The 20,524-nt window shown below is 76.2% G+C and carries 14 protein-coding genes; 2 read left to right on the forward strand and 12 right to left on the reverse strand.

Annotation, left to right across the window (positions count from 1 at the left end):
- The first annotated feature begins 49 nt into the window (after window positions 1-49).
- Together WA762_RS20725 and WA762_RS20730 are read left to right on the forward strand one after the other, a co-directional pair.
- Window positions 50-1,504, forward strand: coding sequence for a dihydrolipoyl dehydrogenase family protein (locus WA762_RS20725; RefSeq protein WP_335937418.1), 1,455 nt, complete (start codon window positions 50-52; stop codon window positions 1,502-1,504).
- Window positions 1,505-1,662: 158 nt separating this feature from the next.
- The gene (locus WA762_RS20730; protein WP_335937419.1) at window positions 1,663-2,364 is read left to right on the forward strand and encodes an ABC transporter ATP-binding protein; all 702 of its coding nucleotides are present in this window, start codon (window positions 1,663-1,665) and stop codon (window positions 2,362-2,364) included.
- Window positions 2,365-2,491: 127 nt separating this feature from the next.
- Here the strand turns inward: WA762_RS20730 and WA762_RS20735 are convergent, their stop codons facing one another.
- From WA762_RS20735 to WA762_RS20790, 12 genes are all read right to left on the reverse strand, one after another.
- Entirely contained in the window at window positions 2,492-3,448 is a 957-nt protein-coding gene (locus WA762_RS20735) for an ABC transporter ATP-binding protein (RefSeq protein ID WP_335937420.1), read from the reverse strand.
- Between the two features lie 190 nt (window positions 3,449-3,638).
- Complete coding sequence (locus tag WA762_RS20740; RefSeq protein WP_335937421.1) at window positions 3,639-6,401, reverse strand: FtsX-like permease family protein; 2,763 nt, start codon at window positions 6,399-6,401, stop codon at window positions 3,639-3,641.
- A 1-nt stretch (window position 6,402) separates the two neighbouring features.
- Window positions 6,403-9,708 carry an FtsX-like permease family protein gene (locus WA762_RS20745; protein ID WP_335937422.1) on the reverse strand — a complete coding sequence of 1,102 codons (3,306 nt, stop codon included), beginning with the start codon at window positions 9,706-9,708 and terminating at the stop codon, window positions 6,403-6,405.
- A gap of 190 nt (window positions 9,709-9,898) precedes the next feature.
- Window positions 9,899-11,527, reverse strand: a complete 1,629-nt coding sequence (locus WA762_RS20750; RefSeq protein WP_335937423.1) for an ABC transporter ATP-binding protein — start codon at window positions 11,525-11,527, stop codon at window positions 9,899-9,901.
- Window positions 11,524-12,378 carry an ABC transporter permease gene (locus WA762_RS20755; protein WP_335937424.1) on the reverse strand — a complete coding sequence of 285 codons (855 nt, stop codon included), beginning with the start codon at window positions 12,376-12,378 and terminating at the stop codon, window positions 11,524-11,526. Before WA762_RS20755 ends, WA762_RS20750 begins: the two co-directional genes overlap by 4 nt.
- Entirely contained in the window at window positions 12,375-13,328 is a 954-nt protein-coding gene (locus WA762_RS20760; RefSeq protein WP_335937425.1) for an ABC transporter permease, read from the reverse strand. The genes WA762_RS20755 and WA762_RS20760 overlap by 4 nt, the downstream gene beginning before the upstream one ends.
- Window positions 13,328-14,974: an ABC transporter substrate-binding protein gene (locus WA762_RS20765; RefSeq protein WP_335937426.1), complete on the reverse strand. Its 1,647-nt coding sequence runs from the start codon at window positions 14,972-14,974 to the stop codon at window positions 13,328-13,330. Before WA762_RS20765 ends, WA762_RS20760 begins: the two co-directional genes overlap by 1 nt.
- Before the next feature lie 110 nt (window positions 14,975-15,084).
- Window positions 15,085-15,900: a class I SAM-dependent methyltransferase gene (locus WA762_RS20770; protein ID WP_335937427.1), complete on the reverse strand. Its 816-nt coding sequence runs from the start codon at window positions 15,898-15,900 to the stop codon at window positions 15,085-15,087.
- A 14-nt stretch (window positions 15,901-15,914) separates the two neighbouring features.
- Window positions 15,915-17,378 carry a 4-hydroxyphenylacetate 3-hydroxylase family protein gene (locus WA762_RS20775; protein WP_335937428.1) on the reverse strand — a complete coding sequence of 488 codons (1,464 nt, stop codon included), beginning with the start codon at window positions 17,376-17,378 and terminating at the stop codon, window positions 15,915-15,917.
- Window positions 17,375-18,064 (reverse strand): flavin reductase family protein, encoded by a 690-nt coding sequence (locus WA762_RS20780; protein WP_335937429.1) that lies wholly within the window; start codon window positions 18,062-18,064, stop codon window positions 17,375-17,377. Before WA762_RS20780 ends, WA762_RS20775 begins: the two co-directional genes overlap by 4 nt.
- On the reverse strand, window positions 18,061-19,881 hold the full coding sequence (gene asnB, locus WA762_RS20785; RefSeq protein WP_335937430.1) for an asparagine synthase (glutamine-hydrolyzing): 1,821 nt from the start codon (window positions 19,879-19,881) through the stop codon (window positions 18,061-18,063). Before asnB ends, WA762_RS20780 begins: the two co-directional genes overlap by 4 nt.
- Complete coding sequence (locus WA762_RS20790) at window positions 19,869-20,495, reverse strand: hypothetical protein (protein ID WP_335937431.1); 627 nt, start codon at window positions 20,493-20,495, stop codon at window positions 19,869-19,871. The genes asnB and WA762_RS20790 overlap by 13 nt, the downstream gene beginning before the upstream one ends.
- Between the last annotated feature and the right edge of the window lie 29 nt (window positions 20,496-20,524).

Here is a 20,524-nt window from a genome sequence, read left to right on the forward strand (position 1 = left end):
TCCGCGTGCCCGTGTGGCCGCTCCCCACACCCGCCGCCAGACTGTCCCCATGACTGATCCCTCCCTGAACGCCGAGAACGCAGAGAGCGCCGAGTACGACGTCGTGGTGATCGGAGCCGGGCCGGTGGGCGAGAACGTCGCCGACCGGACCCGCGCGGCCGGGCTGAGCACGGCGGTCGTCGAGTCGGAGCTCGTCGGCGGCGAGTGCTCGTACTGGGCCTGCATGCCCAGCAAGGCCCTGCTGCGCCCCGTCATCGCCCGCGCCGACGCCCGTCACGTCCCCGGGCTCGCCGGGGCCGTCCAGGGGCCGCTCGACACCGCCGCGGTCCTCGCCCACCGGGACGACTACACCTCGCACTGGAAGGACGACGGGCAGGCCGCCTGGCTGAAGGGCATCGGGGCGGACCTCTTCCGCGGCCGCGGCCGTCTCACCGGCGAGCGGACCGTCTCCGTCACCGCCCCCGACGGCGCCGAACGCCGCCTCACGGCCCGGCACGCCGTGGCCGTCTGCACCGGCAGCCGCGCCGTCGTGCCCGACCTGCCCGGCGTCGCGGAGGCCCGCCCCTGGACCAGCCGGGAGGCGACCAGCGCCAAGGAGGTGCCCGGCCGCCTGGTGATCGTCGGAGGGGGCGTGGTCGGCACGGAGATGGCCACCGTCTGGCAGGCTCTCGGCGCCCAGGTGACCCTGCTCATCCGGGGCCGGGGACTGCTGCCGAGGATGGAGCCCTTCGCGGGCGAACTGGTCGCGCGGGCGCTGACGGAGGCCGGCGCCGACATCCGTACCGGAACCTCGGCGACCGCCGTGCGCCGGCCCGCGCCCGACGCCCCGGTCACCGTGGAACTGGACTCCGGGGAGCGCGTCGAGGCCGACGAGATCCTCTTCGCCACCGGCCGCGCCCCGCGCACCGACGACCTCGGGCTCGACACGGTCGGTCTGATCCCCGGCTCCTGGCTCTCCGTCGACGACAGCTGTCGCGTCGAGGGCGCAGAGTGGCTGTACGCCGTCGGGGACGTCAACCACCGTGCGCTCCTCACCCACCAAGGCAAGTACCAGGCGCGGATCGCGGGGGAGGTGATCGCCGCCCGGGCCCTGGGCGCCGCGACGGACACCGGCCGGTGGGGCGCCCACGCCGCCACCGCCGACCACGCGGCCGTCCCCCAGGTCGTCTTCACCGACCCGGAGGTCGCCGCCGTCGGCCTCTCCCTCGCCGAGGCCGAGGCAACCGGCCGCCGCGTGCGCGCCGTCGACTACGACATCGCCTCGGTGGCGGGCGCCGGACTCTACGCGGACGACTACCGGGGCCGGGCCCGCGCGATCGTCGACCTGGACCGCGAGATCCTGCTCGGGGTCACCTTCGTCGGGCCCGGCGTCGGGGAACTGCTCCACTCCGCGACGATCGCCGTCGCCGGCGAGGTCCCCGTCGACCGGCTGTGGCACGCCGTCCCCTCCTACCCGACGATCAGCGAGGTCTGGCTGCGCCTGCTGGAGACGTACCGGGGGTGAGCACGGAGGGCGGGGAACGCGGAACGCGGGGGGCCTCCCGCGTGATCGTCCGCCGACGCGTCCGAGCCTCGTGCCGGCTCCTCCGCCGCCTACGCGTTGAGGGCCGGACGGAAGACCGCGATACTGGCGGCGGCCCACGGTGGATCAAGGGAGGACTCATGAGCCAGGTCGTCACCGGAACCATGGTGCGCGTCGAGGACGTCCACAAGTCGTACGGCCGGGGAGCCGCCGCCGTCCATGCCCTGCGCGGCGTCTCCTTCGACATCCCCCGCGGCGAACTCGTCGCGCTCAAGGGGCGCTCGGGCTCCGGGAAGACCACCCTGCTGAACGTCGTCGGAGGGCTCGACGCACCGGACCGGGGCCGGGTCGCCGTCGACGGCCTGGAACTGTCCGAGCTCGGCGAGGACGGACTGCTGGCGCTGCGCAGGGACCGGATCGGCTTCGTCTTCCAGTCCTTCGGCCTCATCCCGATCCTGACGGCCGCGGAGAACGTGGGCGTGCCGATGCGCATGCGCCGGGCCGACGTGCGGGAGCGTGAGGAGCGAGTCGAACTGCTGCTGTCCCTGGTGGGCCTCGCCGACCACGCGGCCCAGCGGCCCGGCGAGCTCTCCGGCGGCCAGCAGCAGCGGGTCGCCATCGCCCGCGCCCTGGCCAACAAGCCCTCGTTGCTGATCGCCGACGAGCCCACCGGGCAACTGGACGCGGAGACCGGCCATGCCGTGATGGAGCTGCTGCGGGCGGTCGTGCGCAGCGAACAGGTGACCGCGCTGGTGGCCACGCACGACGCGACGCTGCTCGGCCTGGCCGACCGGGTGCTGGAACTGCGCGACGGGGAGATCAGGGACGGCGCGGGGGAGTAGGCCGAGCCGGCCGGGGCGGAGAGGGGGACGCGCCGGCCGGGACCTGCGGGTCACCGCCGGCCCGGCCGCCGGAGCGCGTCGACGCGGCGGGCGGCCCGCGCACCCGCTGTCCGCCCAGGGCCGGCGATCAGCCGTGCGCGCTGTCGTCCGGCCACACGGTGATGTGGTCCTCCTCCAGGTCCAGCGCCACCCGGTCGCGCATGCCGAGCGCCCTCGTGTACTCGGCGGGCAGCTGGAGGCGGCCGGCCCGGTCGAGCATCGCGTACTCGCGGGCCACCAGCGTCTCGTCGCCGGTGGTCTCGTCGACCTCGCTGCGGCGCAGGACCTCCGTGGCGGTGCGGCCGTCGCGGATGGCGACCGTGCGGCGGACCTCGGTGGCGACGGCGCGGTCATGGGTGACGATGACGATGGTGGTGCCCAGCTCCTCGTTCGCCGTGCGGAAGGCGGCGAAGATCTGCTGGGCGGTGTGCGAGTCGAGCTCGCCGGTGGGTTCGTCGGCGAACAGCACCGCCGGGTCGCAGGCGAGGGCCACGGCTATCGCGACCCGCTGCTGCTGGCCGCCGGACATCTCATGCGGGCGGCGGTCCCGGCAGTCGGCGACCTGGAGCAACTCCATGAGCTCCAGGGCGCGTTCGGTGCGGGCCCGGGAGCGGCCCCGGCCGCCCGCCAGTTGGAGGGGCAGGACGACGTTCTGGGCCGCGGTGAGATACGGCAGCAGATTGCGGGAGGTCTGCTGCCAGATGAAGCCGACCACCTTGCGCCGGTAGTGCAGGCGGTCCTTCGCGGTCATGGCCAGCAGGTTGTGGCCGGCCACCTGGGCCGCCCCGGCGGTCGGGGCGTCCAGGCCGGCCAGGATGTTCATCAGGGTGGACTTGCCGCTGCCCGAGGCGCCCACCAGGGCCATGAGTTCGCCCTCGCGGACGAGCAGGTCGAGGCCCTGGAGGGCCTGAACCTCCACGCCGTCCGCCGAGAAGACGCGGACCAGGCGGTCGCAGGTGATGAGGGCGTCGTGGCCGTAGGCGGGCCGGTCGCGGGTGGCGGTCGCCCTGTCGGCCAGTTCGGCGAGGGTGGGGTTCGTCGTCATCGGGCTCCTTGGTCGATGGGGGGCCGCGTCCGGCCGGACGCGCGCCGGGGCCGCCGCGCGCGGGCGGGGCCGCCGGGACGGAGGCAGGGGCCGCGGAGTTCCCCGAGGTCCGGGACCGGGGCCGCCGGGACCGGGGGCCGGAGCCGCAGGAGCCCGCCGGGGCCGTGGGGGACGGGGCGCGCCGCCCCGCTCACTTCGCGTCACCCGCTCTCAACTCCCGCACCGCTCCTCTCCTCCCCGCCCACCACGCCTGTACGCCGGCGATTCCCACCGTCACCGCCACCACGGCCAGCGCCGGCGCCGTCAGCGACCAGACGTCGGCGCGCAGCGGGGTCTGCTCCGGGGGAGCGGCCGAGAGCGGCAGGGCCACAGCGGTCAGGTTCATGCCGGGGGAGAGCAGGCGGATCGCGGCCCAGCCGGTCAGGACGCCGCCCGCCGCGGCGAGCACGGCCTGGGGCAGGGACTCCAGGACGAGCAGGCGGCGGCCCTGCGGACGGGTGAGGCCCATGGTGCGGAGGCGGGCGAGCAGCGCGATGCGCTCGGGAGCGGCGCGCAGGAGCGACAGGAGCAGCGCGAGCACGGCGTAGCCGGCGCCTGTCGCCACCGCCGCCGCGTAGAGCCGCTCCACGCCGGACTGGAGGGGGGAGTCGACGTACCGGGCTCGCTCGTCGGCGCGGAGGTGGACCGACGCCGCTTTCCCGGCCGCCTCGCGCAGGGCACGGCCGTCCGCTTCCGGGCCCGTCACCAGCAGCGTCGTCGGCTCGGCCGCCGCGGCGCCGAGACCGGCGCGGTCCACCACCAGGAAGTCGGCGCCCGTCACGGCCGGAGTGATGTCCCGGACGAGGACGATGCGGACGGTGACGCTGCTGCCGTCCTCCATGCTGACGGGGAACGGAGCCGAGCCGTGGGCGTCCGCCACGCCCGGGGAGGCCACGGCGGGCAGGGCGCCGCCCGCCCCCGGACCGCCCCGTCCCTTCTTCAACACGCCTTCGGAGAAGGCGCCGAGCCCCGTCCGCCTCGTCAGCTCCGCGTAGCCGCCGGGATCCACGCCCACCACCGACACGGGCTGACGCCCGTCGTCGGGCCTCGACCGGTACGCGATGCTCAGCGCCGTCACTCCCCGCACGCCCGAGACCCGGCGCACCCGGTCGGCCAGCCCCGGAGGCAGGGAGTCCACCGGCGACCTCAGCCGGGCGTCGGCCCCGACGGCGAGGAGCGCCGCGTGGTCCCGGGCCTCGCCGATGCCCGCCAGGACCGAGCCGCCGAACGAGGCCGTGGTGAGAGCGGTGAGCAGGGCGAGGAGCGGCAGCACCGCGGACGCGGAACCGCGGCCGGCCCGGGCCAGCGACAGATGGGTCACCACACCGCGCAGCCGCCCGGCCGGACCGGCCAGGCCACGCAGGGGGAGGGGGTGGAGGCGCACCAGCAACAGCGCGGCGATCACCCCCACCAGCACGGGCGCCGCCGCGATCAGCTGGTCGCCGGGCCCGCCGGACGTGCCCTGCCGGCGCAGGGCCACCACCGCGGCGGCGGCCACGGTCACCAGCGTCAGCTCCGCGACCGTACGTCGCCGGGACGGTCGTACGGACGTCACGTCCTGGCGGAGCGCGGTGATGCGGACGAACCGGTGGGCAGCCGCCGCGCGCAGGGGGAGGGCGGCGCAGGCGACGACCGTGACCGCGAGGGCGGCCAGCACGGCGGGCAGGGTCCGGGCGCCGGGGAGGGCCCACACCGCCACGGCCAGGCCGAGCGCCCCGGCCGGGACGGCGACCACCGCCGTCTCCGCGAGCAGGCGGGCGGTGAGACCCGGCAAGGAGGCGCCGCGGGCGCGCAGCAGGGCCAGTTCGGTGCGGCGGCGGTCGGCGGCCAGGCCGCCCGCCATCACCAGGACGACGACGGCGACCGTGCCGCCGCCGGACGCCGCGATCGAGATCAGCGTGGAGAGGCCGGAGCGCAGGCGGGAGTGGGAGGCGAGCACGTCGTCGAGGTCGGTGGAGGACTGCATGCTGAGGTCGGCGGCCTCACGCACCCGCTGGAGTGCGGGGCCCGACTCCAGGGAGGCGACCGCGGATTCGAGCGCGCCCAGGTCACGGTGGTGCAGGGTGTCCGGATCGGGGGCCAGCCGCCAGTAGCGGTAGGGCAGCTCCTCGACGCGCAGGAGCACGGGGGCGGCCTCGGGCGCCAGCAGCAGGGCGCCGAGCCAGTACCGGGGCGAGTTCGGGTCGGCGGGCACCACCCGCGTCAGCGCGGGAGTGCGCAGCAGGGTGTCCGCCGACCAGTAGGCGCCGTCCCGGTCGCGCGGGGCGACGATGCCGGTGATCCGGACGGCGAGCGTGCCCTGGCTCGCGTCGGGGACGTGCAGGACCGACCCGACCTCGATGCGCAGGCTCCTGGCGGTCTCCGCGCTGACCGCCGCCTCCACCTCGGGCGTCGACGCGGTGACCGTGCCGGACGCGCGCGGCAGACGGCCCTCGTGCAGCCGGGCGTGGTCGGCCAGGCCCGCCTGCGCGACGAGGGAGACCCGGGCGGGCTGCCCGCTCGGCCGGGGCAGCCAGGGGTCGGGCACCTCGTGGTTCACGGAGGTGGCCACGCCGTACGACGACTGGCCGAGGTCGGGGACGAAGGGGCGCCGGACCGTGCCGAGGATGCTGTCGTAGTCGCCCTTCACGGTGGCGGGGCGCATGAGCTGCTCGCGCTGGTCCTGCGCCATCTCCACCGTCAGGGGCGCCGGGGCGGACAGATGGACGACCCTCTGGAAGGCGGGCGTCCGCTCGACGGAGCGGCGCAGGCCGGCGTCCTCGTACCGCTCCACCGCGCGCGGGAACCCGGCGGCCAGACAGGCGGTCAGCGCCACCAGCAGCGCGAGGGCGAGAGCGGCGCCGGGGGCCGACCGCAGCCGGGTGCGGACCCAGGGGACGGCGGCGCGTTCCGCACGCCTGAACGGGATCACCATGTCACTCCCCCTCCCGCAGCACCCGCACCGGATCGACCCGGCGCACCGCCAGCAGCGCCACGACGACGACCGGGACGGCGGCGACGGCCGCCAGCAGGGCGGCCACCCGCAGCGGCGGCAGTTCCACCAGCAGATCCGGCACCGGGCGGGCGGCCTCGCCGGTCAGGACGATGAGCGGCAGCACCGCGCGGGTCAGGGCGACGCCCAGGCCCGTGCCCACGGCCAGCGCCAGCGCGACCAGGACGCCCTGCTCGGCCGCGACGGCACGGGCCAGCCGGCGGCGCGGGGCGCCCAGCGCACGCAGGATCGCGAACTCGGCGTTCCGTTCCCGCAGCGCCCCCGCCGCGCTCACCGCGAACCCGAGCGCGGCCAGAACCGCCGCCGTCCCGGCCGCCGCGGCGAACGCGGCCTCCGGGCCCGCCCCGAACGGGTCGTCGCGCAGCTCGGCGGCCATCTCGTCGCGCACGACGATCTGCCCGGGGTCGAGGTCGGGCCGGGCGCGCAGGGCGGCGGCGATGCCCGCGCCGGCCGAGGGCGAGTCCGGCCGCAGCCACCACTCGGTGGGCGCGAGGGCGGACCCGTAGCGCGCCTGGAGGACCCGGTTCACGGCGCGCAGGTCGAGGAGCACGGCGCCGCCGTCGTCGTCCTCCCCGCCCCCGGTCGTCGGCAGCTGCCGTACGGCGCGCACGATCCGCACGGGCACGTTCTGCCCGTCGAGGGCGATGTCCATCGTCTGACCGGGGCGGGCGCCCGCGGAGTCGAGGAAGCGGTCGGTGACGAGGGCGGCCACCGCGGTGGTCCCGGGCTGCGTCACCTGCATGCGCACCGTCAGCGACGGGCTGAGCCAGGGCTGGTCGGACGGGACGTAGCCCGTGCCGAACACCGCGGTCGGGTGCGCGCCGGAGCGCACGCGCGGGCGGGTGGGCGAGGCCTCGGAGCCGGTCGGGCCCCGCCCGTCGGTGCCGGAGGCCGCCGTCCAGGACGCCGGCAGGGGCACTCGCCGCGCGGTGCCGGCGGCGGTCGTCGCGGTCAGGGCGTCGAGCGTCAGGGTGTGCCGTTCGGCGTGGAAGGGCGGCAGGGGCAGCGCGAGCTGTACCCCGATGAGCCTCAACGGTCCGTGGACGCGCGGCAGTTCGACGGACAGCGGGTGCGGGCGCCCGTCGGCGGGAAGGTCGCCGGACGCCAATGGGTGGGGGACGCCGTGGTCGTCCTCCAGCGTCAGGGTCACGGCCGCCGTGGTCTTCGTGTCCCGCACCGAACTGACCAGAGTCGCCGTCAGCGTCAGCCGAGTCGCCCCGGCGGGCACGCGCGCGCCCGCCGACTCGCCCGACGGCCCCAGGTCCGCGGCCAGCCGCTCCGACGGGGCGGACGCCAGGTCGGGGCGCAGCAGGACGGTGTCCGCCGCGCGCGCGGTGTCCATCGTCAGCACCGTCGCCGTGCGATGCCCGGACAGCGGCAGGGCCGTCCGCACGGCGGGGACGGCCTCGCGCACGTGGGGCACGGCCGCGTAGTCCTGCGTGCGGCCGAGTTCGGCGCCGCCGGTGCCCAGGATGCGGACCGCCGCGCCCGCCGCGAAGTCGGCCCGGTCGTCCTGCGAGCGTTCCCAGGAGGAGCCCTGGCCGATCGCCAGGATGCCGAGCGCGACGGCCAGGACGAGCAGCAGCACCGGTCCGGCGGCGCGCCCCGGGCGGCGGCTGAGCTGCCAGCCCGCCAGCGCCGCGGCCAGCCCCCGCCCGCCCGTCGCCCGGCGCTCGGCGAACCGGGCGGCCAACGGCAGCAGACGCAGCGTCAGGACCGCTCCGGCCAGCAGCGCGAGGGCGGGCGCGGCGACCAGCAGCGGGTCGATGCCCAGGGCGCCGGCCGTGTCCGCGCTCACCGCGCCCGAGGTGCGGCGGGCCAGCTGCCAGTAGGCGACCCCGGCCACCGCCACCAGCCCCAGGTCCGCCCCGGCCCGCAGTGGAGCGGGCAGGGCACGGGCGCGGGACGTGCGGAACCCGGTGGACGCGACCGCCGGCAGGGTCACCGCCAGCGCGCATCCCAGCGCCACGCCGGCCGCCGTCAGCCACACCCCGAGCCGCCCGGCGGCCGGCGTCTCCAGCTCCAGCCCGAGCCGGGCCAGTGCCCCCCGCCCGGCCATCAGCCGGATCAGCGGGCCCGCCAGCAGCGGGGCGATCAGCGCCGCGGGCCCCGCCAGCAGCAGCGCCTCCCGGGCGGCGAGGCCGGCGAGGGCGGGTCGGGAGGCGCCGCGGGCGCGCAGCAGCCGGGTCTCGCCGGTGCGTTCGGCGGCGAGCAGCCGGGCCACGAGCAGCAGTGCGCAGGCCGCGAGCAGGACGAGCTGGAGGGCGACGATCAGCAGGGTGGAGCGGGAGACGAGCAGGGAGCGCTCGACCCGGTCGAGGACCTCGGGGAGGGCGGTGCTCGCGGTCGTCCCGCCGACCGTGCCGCCCTTGTCGGGGTCCCCGGTGGGCAGCTCGAACAGGGTGGCCGGCCCGGTGCGCGCGGAGGCGCGCAGGGCGTCGACGCGGTCGGCGGTGAGGTGGGCGAAGTCGGCGGAGGCCAGCCACGCCGACCCTCCGGCGCTCACCCGGCCGCCGGCGACGACGGAGGGCGTCGTCAGCAGGGGGCCGTAGGTGGTGAAGGCGGCCGTCCGCACGCCCCGGCCGCCCAGTTCGTCCAGCAGCCAGTAGGGGGAGGCCGGCTCGGCGGGGCGGTACACGCCGGTGACGAGGATCCGCACGGGCGGTCCGTCGAGCCGGTCGGTGAGGGTGAGGCGGGCGCCCGGCGCCAGCCGCAGCCGTCGCGCGGCGGCGTCGGGCATCGCCACCTCGACGTCCGGCGCGCCCGCGCGCGGCAGGCGCCCCTCGCTGATCCGCACCTGCGTGGAGTCGAGCGCCGCGAAGTGCGTGAGGTCGGGCTTGTCGTCGGGCCCGGTGGCCGGGGTCCGGGTGGTCGCGGGCAGGGCGTACGGGCCGGAACGCACCAGCGTCCGCACGGTCACCGGCAGCCCGTCGAAGACCCGGTGCGCCCCGTCGCGTACGACGGCGTCGGCGGTCCGGCGGTGACCGGCCGCCACCTCGGCCTTGACGACCAGCGCGGCATCGGCGGCGTTGCGCGGCGCGGCCAGCGAGTGGCGCAGGGCCGCGTCGCCGATCGCGGTCGAGTAGGCGGCCAGTGCCGCCAGCACGGACGTGGTCAGCAGGACGGTGACGAGCGCGGCGGCGACCAGCGGGCGGTGCGCCCGTGCCCTCGCCGAAACGAGCGCGGCATACCCCGAACGCCCTGCGAAACGCCCCCCGTGCGTCGTCACCCGGCTTCCCCCACGCCCCTGTTGACACCGTCGCCTCAGACCTTCCGGTGATGTTGTCAGACCGGACGCGGTGGGGTAAGGGACGGCGAAGCGGGCTTGATCAGATTGTGACCGGAAGTCGGTGCTTTATGAACGGATTTCGGGCACCGGCGCGTGGACTCGGCGCGTCGGTCGACGCCGCCGCGTACTGTCAGGCGGTTCCGGGCGGCGACGCCCGCGGCCCGCTTCCGGGCGCCGCCCCGGCGGGGACGGGCCCGGACGGCAGCGTGAGGGCCGCCGCCAGCAACGACCGCGTGTACGGGTGCCGGGGCGCGGCGAACACCTCCGCCACCGGGCCCGCCTCCACCACCTCCGCGTCCTTCATCACCAGCACCCGGTCGCCGATCCGCCGCACCGCCGACAGGTCGTGCGAGATGAACAGCAGGGCGGTGCCCAGACGTTCTCGGACCTCGTCCAGCAGATCCAGGATCTGCCCCCGCACCGACGCGTCCAGCGCCGACACCGGCTCGTCGCACACCAGCACGGCCGGGGACGGGGCGAGGGCCCGGGCGATGGCCACGCGCTGGCGCTGTCCGCCGGAGAGCGCGGCCGGGCGGCGGCGCAGATGCTCCGGTCCCAGGCCGACCAGCCCCAGCAGTTCGCGGGTGCGCGCGGCCCGGTCCTCGTGACGCGGGACCCCCTCGGCGACGATCCGGGAGACCGTGAAACGCGGATCGAACGCGCTGTACGGGTCCTGCTGGATCAGCTGGACCCGGCCGCGGCGCGGGCGCCGCAGGCGTTCCGGCAGCTCCGACCAGGGCTCGCCGTCGAGCCGCACGGAGCCGGAGTCCGGCCGTGACAGACCGGTCACCAGCCGGGCCACGCTGCTCTTGCCCGACCCCGACCCGCCCACCAGGGCGACCGTCTCGCCCGCGTGCAGCGTGAACGACACCTCCCGCACCGCCGTCCGGGGCCCGTACGACAGGGACGCCGACGCCACGTCCAGCACCGGGTCCGAACGCCTCCGGACGCGCGAGGGCGCGCGCTGCGCGGACGCGGCCAGCAGCTCCCGGGTGTACGGGTGCCGAGGGCGCGTCAGGACCGCCCGGGCCGGTCCCGTCTCCACCACGGAACCGTTCCGCAGCACCGCCGTCCGGTCCGCGATCCGGGCCACCACGCCGAGGTCGTGCGTGATCAGCAGCAGCCCCGTCCCGTCGTCCTTCGCCGCGGCAAGCAGGTCCAGGATCTGGGCCTGCACCGTCACGTCGAGCGCGGTGGTCGGCTCGTCCGCGATCAGCAGCGCGGGGCCCGCCGCCAGGGCCGACGCGATCAGCGCCCGCTGCCGCAGCCCGCCGGAGAGCTGGTGCGGATACTGGGCGGCCCGCGCCTCAGGGTCCGGGACGCCCACCCGGCGCAGCGATTCGAGGACCCGCGCGCCGATCTCGGACCGGCCGACCGTGCGGTGCAGCCGCATCGGTTCCGCGATCTCGGCCCCGATCCGGCGCAACGGGTCCAGCGACACCAGCGCGTCCTGGGCGACCAGGCCGACGGTGCGGCCCCGCACCGCGCGCCAGTCGCGCTCCCGGAAGCCCGACGCGTCCCGCCCGTCCAGCCGCAGCGTCCGCACGGTCGTCCGGGCGCCGGCCCCGGTGAGCCCGAGCAGGGCCCGCGCCACCGTGCTCTTGCCGGACCCCGACTCCCCGACCAGGGCCAGGCACTCCCCGGCGGCGACGGACAGCGCGACGTCCCGCACGGCGTGCACCGCGCCGGACCCCTCCGCGCCGCCGCGCCCGCCGCCGAAGCGCACGTCCAGCCCCTCGACGGCCAGCAACTCCCTCATGCCCCGGCCTCCTTCGGCGCGTCCGGCCCCAGCGACCTGCCGAGCACCGTCATCGACAGCACCACCACGACGATCGCCAGCCCCGGGAACGTCGCCGTCCACCACGCGGTCGCCAGGAACTCCCGGCCGTCCGACAGCATCGCCCCCCACTCCGCGGCGGGCGGGGCGGCGCCCAGTCCCAGGAAGCCGAGCGCCGACCCGGAGACCACCGCCGTGCCGGTGCCGATGGTGGCCGGCACCAGCAGCGGACCCGTCACCTGGGGCAGCACGTGCCGCAGCACGATCAGCGGCCGCCGTACCCCCAGCACCTTCGCCGCCTCCACGAAGTCCGACCCGACGACCGGCAGCGCCTGGCCGCGCACCAGCCGGGCGTACGTCGGCACGCTCGCGACCCCGATCGCCACCAGCACGTTCACCGTCCCCGGGCCGACGACGGTGACCACCAGCAGCGCCAGCAGAAGCTCCGGAAAGGCCAGCAGCACGTCCAGACCCCGCATCAGCACCCGGTCGAGGACCCGCGGCCCGGTCGCCGCCAGCAGCCCGAGGACCAGCCCGGCCAGCACCCCCAGCGACGTCGCGCCGAACCCGATCATCAGCGAGGGGCGCGCCCCGTACACCACCCGCGCCAGCACGTCCCGGCCCAGCTCGTCCGTGCCGAACGGGTGGGCCCCGCCCGGCGGTTGGAGCGCGTCCACCACCCGGGTGGCGTTCGGCGGGTACGGGGCCAGCGCCCCGGGGAACAGCACCGCCACCGCCAGCAGCGCCACCACCCCGCCGGCGAGCCCCACGGCGGCCCGCCGCCCCTGCCGCCGGCCGGCGTGCCCGGCCCCGGCCCGCGCCACCGCACTCATACGCCCGCCCCTTCCGTGCGCAGCCGCGGATCGATCACCAGATAGGCGAGATCCACCAGCAGGTTCACCACGACGTACGCCGCCGCGGACAGCAGCACCAGCGCCGTCACCACCGGCACGTCCTTCGACGTCACGGCCGTCACCAGCACCCGGCCCAGCCCCGGCCGGGCGAACACCGTCTCGGTGAGCACCGCCCCGCCCAGCAGCCCGCCGACCGACCACCCGGACAGCGTGGCCACCGGGAGCGCCGCGTGGCGCAGAGTGTGCCGCAGCAGCAGCGTCCGCCCGGTCGCGCCCCGGGCCCGCGCGGTCAGCGCGAACGGTCGGGCCGACGCCTCGTCCAGCTCCCGCCGCACGACCCGGGCCAGCACCCCGCCGATCGGCAGGGCCAGGGTGAGGGCGGGCAGCAGCAGCGCCGCCGGACCCTGGTCGCCCGCGGCGGGCAGCAGCCGGTAGCGGTACGACAGGAACGTCAGCGCGAGAATGCCCAGCCAGTACGAAGGGACGGACACCGCGAGCAGTTCCAGCCCGGACACCACCGCCCGGGCCGCCCGCCCGCGCCCCGCGGTCGCCACGGCCGACGCGAACGCGAGGACCAGGGCGAGCACGGTCGCCGCCAGGGCCAGCTGAGCGGTCGGCGCGATCTGGTCCGCCAGCACGTCCCGCACCGGCAGCCCCAGCTGGTACGAGCGGCCCAGATCACCCCTCGACAGACCCGCCAGCTCCCGCAGATACTGCACCGGCAGCGGATCGTCCAGCCCGTAGTCGGCCCGGATCCGCTCCCGCAGCTCGGGCGTCGCGGCCGTCGACGGACCCAGCACCGTGTCCACCACGTCCCCGGGAACCAGGTGCAGCACCAGGAACGACACGGTCGCCGCGCCCCACAGCACCAGCACCCCGGCGCCCAGCCGCCGTGCCACCGCACCGCCCCAGGAAGGAATCGCCGCCATCAGCCGGCGTCCACCCAGGCGCCCTGGAACAGCGGCCACGCCGACGCGTCGAACGTCACGCCGTGCGCCCGGCCGCGGACGCCCAGCTGGCGGGCGCCGACGAACGCGGGCAGCGCGTAGCCCTCCGACACGACCCGCCGCTGCACCTTCGCGTACAGCGCCTCGCGCTCCTCGCGCGCGGCGGCCGCCGTCGCCGCGTCCAGCCAGCCGTCGATCCGGGGGTCGTGCAGCCGGGAGCCGTTCGCCCCGCCGTCCGCGAGCCGGCTGCGCGAGTGGAAGACGGTGCGCAGCAGGTCCGGGTCCGAGCCGCCCCAGGCGAACGCGATGACGTCGTAGTCCCCGCGGTCCCGCACCGGGGCGTAGCCGCCCGCGTCCATCGGCCTGAGGACGAGTTCGACGCCCACCTTCCGCAGCTCGTCCTGGACGGCGGTGTCGAAGGTGCGCCGTTCGGGCCTGGTGTACGCGGGCACGTACAACAGGGTCACGCTGAACCGGCGGCCGTCCCTGGTGCGGTAGCCGTCGGAGTCCCGGCCCGTCCAGCCGAGCCCGTCGAGGAGCCGGCCCGCCCGGTCGGGGTCGTGCGCCCAGCTGTTCTCGACGGTGGGGGTGTAGCCGGGGGTGGACGGGCTGAGCGGGCCCCACGCCCGCCGGTACTGACCGGCGAAGACCGCCCGGGTGATCGCCGCGGTGTCCACGGCGTGCAGCACGGCCAGCCGGGCCTCCCGCCGGTCGAAGGGGGCGCGTTCGGTGTTGAGGAAGTACGAGTAGACGACGCCGGGCGAGTCGTGGCCGCTGACGGTGAGCCCCGGCTGGGACCGGAGAGCGGCGATCCGGTTGGCCGGCAGGAAGTCCGCCACGTCCGTCCGACCCGAGGTGACCGACCCGACCCGGGTCGCGTTCTCCGGCAGGAAGGCCACGACCAGCCTCTCCACATGGGCCGGCCCCTGGTTGCGGGCGGACGCGGGCGCCCAGGCGTAGTCCCGGTTGCGGGCGAGGACGAGCTGCTGGCCCTTGACCCGGGAGACCAGGACGAACGGCCCGGTGCCGACCGACGCCCGGCCGCCCGCGGCCAGTTCGTCCGGGCGGTCGCGCAGCGCCCGGGGCGAGTGGAAGCCGAGATACGTCGTGGACACCGCGTGCAGGAAGGCGGCGTACGGCCTGTCGAGCCGGACCGTCACGGTGTGCGCGTCGACCACGTCGGTGCCCCGGTACGGGCCGATGAGCGCGGCCGCGTACTGCGACTTGGTGGCCGGGGCGACGATGTGGTCGAAGTTCGCCTTCACCGCCGCCGCGTCGAACGCGGCGCCGTCGGTGAACCGCACGTCGTCCCGCAGCCGGAAGGTGTAGGCCCGGCCGTCGTCCGACACCGTCCACTTTTTCGCCAGCCACGGCTCGAACGAGCCGTCCGGGCGCTGGGCCACCAGGGAGTCGAAGACGTTGCGCATCAGCACCCCGACGATGTCGGCCGGTGACACATGGGGATCGAAGTTGTCGGGCTCGACGTCGGTGGCGAAGGTGAGGGTCCCGCCGTCCCGCGGCGCGCCGCCCGGGGACGGCCCGGCCGCGGCGCCTGGCGAGCAGGCGGTGAGGCCGGCCGCCGTCAGGGCGCCGGCGGACAGCAGGAGGAAGGACCGGCGAGTGGGCACGTACGGGCTCCGTTCAGAGACGTGCGACGAGGAAGCGGGCGAACCGGGAAGACCGGCGGGGGAGCGGAACGGGGGGGCGGAAGGGCGGGGCGGGGCGGAGGGCGGCGCGGTCACCGGGGGCGCGGCACGGCCCGCCAGGCCCGCACCGTGATGCGGTAGACCTCGCCGTGCTCCGCGGTGCGGGCGGCGGCGGCCCGGCCGACCGCGTCGAAGAACTCCGTCTGCCGGTCGTCCGGCAGCAGCCGACTGAAGTAGGTGCCGAACGTGGACGCGTGGAAGTCGCGGTACCGGCGGGCGTCGGCGGCGCGCACCGGGACCGTCCGCTCGTGCGTCTCCTCGACCGTGAAGTGCCGTTCCAGCAAGGCTTGTACGCCGTCCGCCGGACGGGCCCGCACCCCCATCGGCACGACCCGGCCCAGCCGGGCCGGGACGCCGAGCAGCCGCAGCGCGTCGAGCGCCACGACGTCCTCGCCGCCGAGCCCGCCCCGGTCGGTCACCGGGTGGTGCGTGGTCAGGACGAAGGCGCCGCCGGGGGCCAGATGGGCGGCTGCCCAGGCGAACACCCGGTCCTCGTCCGGGTACAGCCAGTGCAGCACGGACGTCATGAACGCCACGTCGAACCGTTCGTCCAGGGCGGGCAGCCGCAGCAGGTCCCCGGTGAGCAGCTCCGCCCGGCCGGCCAGCCGCGCCCCGGCCTCCCGGACCCGGTGGGCCGAGCCGTCGACGCCCACCGCCCGTCCCGCGCCCGGCCAGCGGTCCAGCGCCGCCTCCAGCAACGCGCCCGTCCCACAGCCGAGATCGAGCAGGGTGCGCGGGTCCCGCGGGGCGAGGCCGAGGACCCAGTCGTGGTCCTGCGCCTGACGGATCCGGCTGACCTCGTCGTATCCGGACAGGGTGCGGGCGCGGTCGAGTATGCCGTCTCTCATGCCGATGCGTCCCTTCACAGCGGGGCGGAGATCAGGGCCGTGATGCGCTCGCGCACCGACGACAGATCGTGGTCGCGGTAGAGATTGATGCGATTGCGGGCCAGGTCCCCCCGGTGCACGTACTCGTACAGGTCCTGCCGCTGTCCGAAACTGTCCGCCGTCAGGTCCCACGCCAGCCTGAACAGACGGGACTTGTGCTCGGCGCCGATGTCCTTGCCGCGCATGTAGCGGTCCAGCAGGGGACGCAGCTCGGGCGCGCGCAGATCGTTCTCGGTGGGCTGCATCAGGACCCCGGACTGGCCGATGCCGCGGACGATCCCCACCGCCCGGCCCGCCACCTGTGCCGCCCACACCGCGGCCGCCGGGGTGGGGCCGGGGGCCAGCAGCCCGCCGTCCGTGCGGTACGCGGTGGCCTCGCCGGCGTCCAGGAAGTGGTCCAGCAGCCGGGCGTACCCGGCGAGTTCCCCCAGGTCCTCCTGGACGTTGCGGAATCCGTCGACCCCGATCGACTCCGCGAGCAGGGAGCCGACGCCGAGCAGGGTGCGCAGCCGTTCGCGGTAGCGGATCTGGCCGATGTACTGGCTCCACGCGTTGATCCGGCCGAGCCCCTCGCGGGCCAGTTCCCCGTCGCCCAGCAGGAACACCCGGTCCCAGGGCACCGTCACGTCGTCGAAGAACAGCATCGCGTCCTGCTCGTCGAACCGCCGCGCGAACGGATGTGCGTGGCCGTGCGGTTCGGCGCCGAACGGCTCGCGGCACAGGATGCGCAGACCCGGCGCGTTGAGGGGGAGGGCGAACCACACCACGAACTCCTCGGCGCCCCGCCGGGCGAACGACGCCGAGAGATAGACCAGCACCTCGTGCGCGAACGGGGCCAGGGTGGTCAGCTGCTTGGCCCCGCGGACCACGATCCCGGCGTCGTCCTCGCGCAGCACCCGCAGCGCGTGGTCCGGGTGGTCCACCGGACTGGCGGACCGGTCGATCTGCGGGTCGCCCAGCGCGTGCGTCAGCAGCAGGTCCCGGGTGGCGGCGAACCGGTGGTACGCCTCCGCGTTCGCGCCGAAGCCGGGCCGGTTGGTCTCCAGCCGGTGCCGGAAGTCGAGCAGGCCGACGGCGACGGAGGACATGAAGGCGGGGGAGCGGCCGTGCTGGCCCCAGGACTCCCGCATCCACACCTCCGCGCTGTCCCGGGCGGCCCGCAACTCCCCGGCGGTGCGCGGCGGGTGGTAGCCGCGGCCGATCCGCAGCCCCGTGGCGGGGTCCTCGACGGTGAGCAGCTCGCGGTGCGCCGGGTCGTGCTGGAGGTCGAGGAGCCGGGCGATCTCGGCGACCGGGGCGGCGAACGCCGGATGCTCGGCCACGTTCTTGATCTCTTCGCCGTCGAGCCACACACTGCGGCCGTCGTCCAGGCCGGCCCGGAAACGTTCGCCGTCGAGCGCGCCGAGGGGTTCGACGGCCGAGGTGAGGGAGGAGGTCATGGTGAGGTCCCTTGCTGTCGCGAGACGGAGTTCTGGTGCTGCGGGGCGGAACCCGGTGGGCGGGGGACGGAGTTCGGGCGGTGCGCGGGCGTCTGGCGCGGGCCGGGCGCCGGGGCCCGGCTCTGCGGAGGGGGCGGGAAGCCGGTGGGGCGGACCGCCTCGGCCGGGTCCGCCCGGCGGTGCGTGAGGCGGCCGAGGCCGCGGTAGCACCCGCCGTGGTGGACCAGCGGCGGGCCGCCGCCGGTCCGCACGCCGACCACTTGTGCGATCAGCAGCGCGTGGTCCCCGCCGGGCGTCACCGTGACGAGCCGGCAGTCGAACCAGCTCAGGCAGTCGTCGAGGACCGGCGCGCCGGTGTCCTGCCGGCTCAGGCCGGCCGGCGGCGGCTGGGCCCGGAGCCGCTCGGGCGTGGCGTAGTAGTCGGCGACCTCCCGCTGGTCGTGGCGCAGGACGTTCACCGACAGCACGCCGGAGGCGCGCGCGGCCCAGACCAGCGGGCTGTGCCGGCCGATCGCCACCGCCACCAGCAGCGGGTCGAGCGAGAGCGAGGCGAACGCCGACACGGTCTTGGCGGGGGTGCCGTCCCGGTAGCGGGTGGCCACGACGGTCACCCCGGTGGGGAAGGTGCGGGCGGCGGCCAGATACTCCGCCGCGGTCGGCCCGCCGGGTCCGGGCGCGGGGCTCATCGCACCCTCACCCGGTGGTCGCGGAGCCAGCGGTCCACGGCCAGCAGATGGTCCAGGCCGCCGGTCGGATGGGGCGCCGCGCGGGGCCCCGGCAGCGGCGTCCCCTCGGCCAGGTGCCGTTTCACGACGTCCCGGTCCACCAGCTCGAACAGCGGACCGTCCCGGTGCACCAGGTCCTCGGCCAGGTCCCGCAGCGCCGCTCCGTAGCCCGGCGCGGAACTCGCCGGATAGCCGCTCTTGGGACGGTGCAGCACGCGCGGCGGCAGCAGATCGCCGACCGCCTGCCGCAGCAGCGCCTTGGGCACCCCGCCCCGGTTCTTCAGCGACCAGGGCACGTTCCACAGGTACTCGACGAGCCGGTGGTCCGCGAACGGCACCCGCACCTCCAGACTCGCCGCCATGCTCATCCGGTCCTTTCGGTCCAGCAGCGCGGGCAGCCAGCGGGTCAGCGCCAGGTAGGAGATCTGCCGGGCCCGCCGCTCCCGGCCCGACTCGCCCGCCAGGTGCGGGACTTCGGCGAGCGCCTCGCCGAACCGCTGGGCCGCGTACTCCTCGGGCCGCACCCGGGCCGCGACGTCCGGGCGCAGCAGGCTCGCCGGGGACGGCCGGCCGCGCAGCCAGGGGAAGGCGTCGAGCGGCCCCTCGTGGTGGAAGTACGGGTAGCCGCCGAACACCTCGTCGGCCACCTCGCCGGACAGCGCGACCGTGACGTGCCGCCGCACGCCCCGGAAGAGCAGGTGCAGCGACACATCGGGCTCGCCCCAGCCCGGCAGGTCACGGGCCCGCAGCCCGATCCCGCGGTGCGCGAGCAGCTCGTCGCCGGTCACCGTCACCGGGGTGTGGACCACCGGGAGCCGGTCCGTCAGCTCCCGGATGTACGGGGCGTCGCTGTCCCGGTTCCAGTCGCCCAGCCGTTCCGGCTGCTCGTCCGGCGGGAAGTCCACCGAGAACGTCGCGGGCTTGCCGCCGGACCCGGTCGCCGCCAGCGCGGTCAGCGTGGAGGAGTCGAGCCCGCCGGAGAGCAGCAGCCCCAGCGGCACGTCGCTGACCAACTGGCGCCGGACCGTGTCGGTCAGCAGCTCCCGCACCCGGGCCGCCGTGGCGGCGGGCGTGTCGGTGTGCGGCCGGGACTCCAGGGCCCAGTACGCCCGCTCGCTCGCCCCCTGCGGGCCGAAGCGCACCAGGTGCCCCGGACGCACCGTCCGCAGGCCCCGGAACGCCGTGCGGCCCGGCGTGGGCGCGGACGGCACCGCGAGCAGCTCGGCCAGCCCCTCCGCGTCCGTCTCCGCGGCGAACAGCGGATTGGCCAGCACCGCCTTCGGCTCCGAGCCGAACAGCAGACGCCGTTCGCCGGCCGTCCAGTACAGGGGCTTCACCCCGAGGCGGTCCCGCACCAGCAGCAGCTCCTGCCGGGGCACGTCCCAGACGGCGTACGCGAACATGCCGTTCAGCCGGCGGACCGCGTCCTCGCCCCACTGGAGGTGGGCCCGCAGCACCGCCTCGGTGTCGGAGGAGGTGCGGAACCGGTGCCCCAGCGCGACGAGTTCGGCGCGCAGCTCGCGGAAGTTGTACACCTCGCCGCTGTAGGTGATCACGGCCAGCACCCGTCCGTCGGCGTCGCGCGCCTCCATCGGCTGGGCGCCGCCCTCGACGTCGATGACGGCGAGCCGTCGGTGCCCGAGGGCGGCGTGCTCGGAGAGCCAGACGTCACCCGCGTCCGGTCCGCGCGCCACCATGGTGTCGGTCATCGCCCGCACCGTCGCCGCCTCGTCCCGCAGATCGCGGTCCCGGTCGATCCACCCCGCTATGCCGCACACTGGGCCTCCCAGACGCAACCCGGCCCGTCGGGGCCCTCGGTGAGTTCATGACGGGCCGTGAAGCCCTTGGCGGCGATGTTGGCGCCGGTGGCGTGCACGCAGTACTCGCAGGGCGAGTCCAGGGTGATCCGGACTCCCCGGGCGCGCGCCCGCTCCCGGTAGTCCCAGATGGCGCAGTGCGAGATCTCCAGCACGGCGCGGTCGGCGCCGTCCTCGACGACGCGGTAGCGCGAACCGTACAACTCGGCCTGGCGGGCCACCCGGAGGACCGGGTCCAGCGCGCCGCGGCCGTGACCGGGCTCGACGTAGCGGTGCACCTCGGCGCCGGCCCGGGCCCAGGCGGCGAGTTCGCCGTGCCCGCAGCGGGAGACCAGGAACCGTTCCATGAGCGCCTGGGCGCGGAAGAAGACGCGCTGCCAGTCGCCGGGACCGGCGTCCCGGACCGGCAGATCGGCGAAGATCTCCGAACGCACCGCGATCCAGCCGTCGATGTCCCGCCCGCCGCGGCTCTCGGTGAGATACCGCGTCAGGCCGGCCTCTGCCTCGAAGAGCCGTTGCCGCCACAGTGCGGCACGCTCCGACGGGCTCATGTCGGTGGAGTACTTCTGCTTCATGAGCAGCTCTTTCGACCGGAGTGGAAGAC

The organism is Streptomyces tyrfis (assembly GCF_037034285.1).
Lineage (GTDB): Bacteria > Actinomycetota > Actinomycetes > Streptomycetales > Streptomycetaceae > Streptomyces.

Excerpts from the sequence above, each read along its gene's own strand:
- WA762_RS20760 (WP_335937425.1), bottom strand. The coding sequence starts at position 13,328 with ATGGCGGCGATTCCTTCCTGGGGCGGTGCGGTGGCACGGCGGCTGGGC.
- WA762_RS20775 (WP_335937428.1), bottom strand. The coding sequence starts at position 17,378 with ATGACCTCCTCCCTCACCTCGGCCGTCGAACCCCTCGGCGCGCTCGAC.
- WA762_RS20770 (WP_335937427.1), bottom strand. The coding sequence starts at position 15,900 with ATGAGAGACGGCATACTCGACCGCGCCCGCACCCTGTCCGGATACGAC.
- WA762_RS20790 (WP_335937431.1), bottom strand. The coding sequence starts at position 20,495 with ATGAAGCAGAAGTACTCCACCGACATGAGCCCGTCGGAGCGTGCCGCA.
- WA762_RS20725 (WP_335937418.1), top strand. The coding sequence starts at position 50 with ATGACTGATCCCTCCCTGAACGCCGAGAACGCAGAGAGCGCCGAGTAC.
- WA762_RS20750 (WP_335937423.1), bottom strand. The coding sequence starts at position 11,527 with ATGAGGGAGTTGCTGGCCGTCGAGGGGCTGGACGTGCGCTTCGGCGGC.
- WA762_RS20740 (WP_335937421.1), bottom strand. The coding sequence starts at position 6,401 with ATGGTGATCCCGTTCAGGCGTGCGGAACGCGCCGCCGTCCCCTGGGTC.
- WA762_RS20755 (WP_335937424.1), bottom strand. The coding sequence starts at position 12,378 with ATGAGTGCGGTGGCGCGGGCCGGGGCCGGGCACGCCGGCCGGCGGCAG.
- WA762_RS20780 (WP_335937429.1), bottom strand. The coding sequence starts at position 18,064 with ATGAGCCCCGCGCCCGGACCCGGCGGGCCGACCGCGGCGGAGTATCTG.
- WA762_RS20730 (WP_335937419.1), top strand. The coding sequence starts at position 1,663 with ATGAGCCAGGTCGTCACCGGAACCATGGTGCGCGTCGAGGACGTCCAC.
- WA762_RS20735 (WP_335937420.1), bottom strand. The coding sequence starts at position 3,448 with ATGACGACGAACCCCACCCTCGCCGAACTGGCCGACAGGGCGACCGCC.